Raw genomic sequence first — 2,932 nt, 5'->3', positions numbered from 1 at the left:
ACGCAACTTGCCTCCATGCAGGAGGGCGATCCTGCCGAGATCAAATTGATGAGCTACCCCACTACGGTACGCGCAACGTCCGCACCCTGGCCCGCGGGATTTACCGAACAAACGCCCCACCCAACCAACAGGGGCTTGCCCCGGTGAACGGCTGGGTGACCAATCTCCTCGCGCAGCTGGGTGACTATGCCACCGTCGGACAGAACCAGATATCGATCGTCGACGCCGATTCCTTCTGGGTCGATGCATATTTTGAGGAAACGCAACTTGCCTCCATGCAGGAGGGCGATCCTGCCGAGATCAAATTGATGAGCTACCGCCAGATCGTTCGCGGCAAGGTCGGCAGCGTCGCGCGCGGCATTAACGTCTCAAACGCGCAACCAAACCAGCAGGGGCTTGCCACGGTGAACCCGATCTTCACTTGGGTACGCCTTGCTCAACGTGTGCCGGTGCACATCGAGATCGATCGGGTACCTGATGGAGTTCGTCTGGTCGCCGGTATGACGGCGACGGTCCAGGTCGATGCGCTACCTGGGCGGCCGTCGAATTGAGCAGCCGGCTTGCCGACCCAGAGCTCAAGTTGGCACGCCTGCGGGCCCGCGGAATTGGCCTCGAAGTGCGCAGCGCGACGAAAGACCGTGGCACATAAAAGGAGAAGCTTCGTGACGTCCGCAGCAGAACTCAAACGCCTCGTCAACCAGCGCAAAGCCATCACGGTTCCGTGCGGGAGTCATTGATGCCGATTTCCGCTTTGTTCGCATTCTGCGGTCCGATCGGCCCGATGTCGATTGCGAGAACTCGCAAATGGGTCTATCGCGCGATCGCGCATGTAATGATCCGAAGAGTTGGGGTTTGCGTGGCCGTTGTTGCCTGCATGTCTACGGCGATCCCCATCCTCTTCGCGCGGGATAGCTCAGAACCGTTTTCGCCGGCGACTCTCGCCGAGATTGCCCGTTTGGAGGCAGATATAGATCGGATCGAAGCAGATACTTTGAAGCGCCTGACCACTGTCCCTGACAATCAGGTCCAGCAGATCGAGTTGCTCGGTAAGCTGATGCTGTTCGACAAGGAGCTTTCGGTCAATCGCAACGAGGCCTGCGCATTCTGCCACACGCCTGAAACCGGGTTTACCGGACCAGTCTCTGAACTCAATCGCACCACCGGCTCATACCCCGGATCCGTCCGGACCCGTTTCAGCGAACGCAAGCCGCAGACCCACACCTATGCGCCGCTGGCGCCGGTGTTGCACTACAATGAGGGCCAAGGTGATCTCGTGGGCGGCAACTTCTGGGACATGCGCGCGACCGGGCGACGTCTTGGCAATCCCGCGGCCGAGCAGGCCGAGGGCCCACCCGTCAATCCGACAGAGATGGGACTTCCCGATACCGCATGCTCGGTGTATCGCGCCTCGCTCAGACCCTATCGGGGCCTGTTCGAGTCCGCGTGGGGTGCACAGGCTTTCGCGATCGCGTGGCCCGCTAACGTTGAGCAGGTCTGCAATACGCCGGGTCCGCCGCCGTCCGACGATCCGGCGCCCGTGCATCTGAGTGCCGTGGACCGCGGTCGAGCCGCTGCAACCTTCGATCAAATGGCGCAATCAATCGCTGGTTACGAAGCCTCGCACGAAGTCACGGCATTTTCCTCGAAATATGATGCCGTGCTCGCTGGCAAGGCGCGGTTCACGCCGGAGGAGCAGCAGGGCAACGAGATATTCCGCGGCAAGGGACGATGCAACGAATGTCATCGCGACGGCGGCCCCGGCGAAGATCCCTTGTTTACGGACTTTACCGCGAGCAATATCGGGACGCCGGCCAATCCGAGCCTTCCTTACTATTCCGAAAACCTGCCGGACGATCGCGGCTACATCGCAAACAAGGATGGGTCCGGATTCGTCGATGGAGGGGTAGGGGCCTTCCTGCTTAACGGCCATCCGCTCAGTCAGCCGTCGGCCGTCGATGCGCGCTGGAAGCCATTGGCAGCGCAGAATCGCGGTAGATTCCGGGTGCCGACGCTGCGTAACGTCGACAAGCGGCCTTCGCCGGACTTCGTCAAGGCGTACGGTCACAACGGTTACTTCAAGAGCCTGAGGGAGATCGTCCATTTCTACAACACGCGCGACGTACTGCCGCGCTGCGCGGCGCACGATCCCCGCGAGGGCACGAGTTGCTGGCCGGCGCCGGAGACCACCGAGAACATGAATACGAGCAAGACTGGGCACCTGGGTCTGACCGATCAGGAGGAGGACACGTTGGTCGCTTTCATGCAAACGCTTACCGACGGGTATGCACCAACCCAGAAATAGCTGCTGCGGCAATTCGTCGAGCTATTGACGTCGTTAGGCTACCCTAACGCGCCGCGGCTGGCTCCTCGGAGTTATACGACTTTGGACAAGAGGATGGGTCGCCGGTGACGCTCGCAAAGCAGTGGCCGCTCCAGCTTACTAGATAGACCTCCCCTTGTTCGGGTAGCATTCGGCGCCTTGGTCGAAGGCAGTTGCTTCGCACTGCGCCTTGCTCGTAAAGCTGCAGTCTGCGCCGCCATGGCTGCGTCAGAACCCGTCGTTGCAATCAAAGTTGCAAAAAAACCGCTATCGCTGTCGTAAACGCTTTTCATTGAGCCTGCGCGGAGCAGACTCCGTGTCCTCAGTCGTCCGAACAGCGGTCGCGCTAACCAATTCAAACACATTCTAACGCGACGTGAGCGGACCCAGTCGGCTATCTTCTCGTTGTACGCGAGAGCTCGCTCTCGATGCAGGCCACGAACGGCAGCGTGGCAGATAAGCGCGAGCTTGGCCGCACCGCTACGTTCTAACCGCGCCACCGACCAAACCGAGGAGATGCCTTTGAGGACCGCCTTCGTTGGACTGGATTACATAGTCGATATCGTCCACCCAAGCGGCAAGCTCGTCCAAAAGGGCGGCCATCCGCTCGAC

General features: G+C 60.4%; 2 protein-coding genes. Both read left to right on the top strand.

Annotation, left to right across the window (positions count from 1 at the left end):
- The coding region (locus tag ABSG20_RS33775) for an HlyD family secretion protein (RefSeq protein WP_423868775.1) at positions 1–551 on the top strand (551 nt) is incomplete at its 5' end.
- 440 nt (positions 552–991) lie between these two features.
- A complete protein-coding gene (locus ABSG20_RS33770) occupies positions 992–2,302 on the top strand; it encodes a cytochrome-c peroxidase (RefSeq protein ID WP_423868774.1) in 1,311 nt (436 codons plus the stop codon).
- Positions 2,303–2,932: the final 630 nt, after the last annotated feature.

Source organism: Bradyrhizobium sp. (assembly GCF_049512235.1).
Taxonomy (GTDB): Bacteria; Pseudomonadota; Alphaproteobacteria; order Rhizobiales; family Xanthobacteraceae; genus Bradyrhizobium.
The sequence above is the reverse complement of the archived record's forward strand: the minus strand, read 5'-3'. Positions and strand labels throughout refer to the sequence as shown.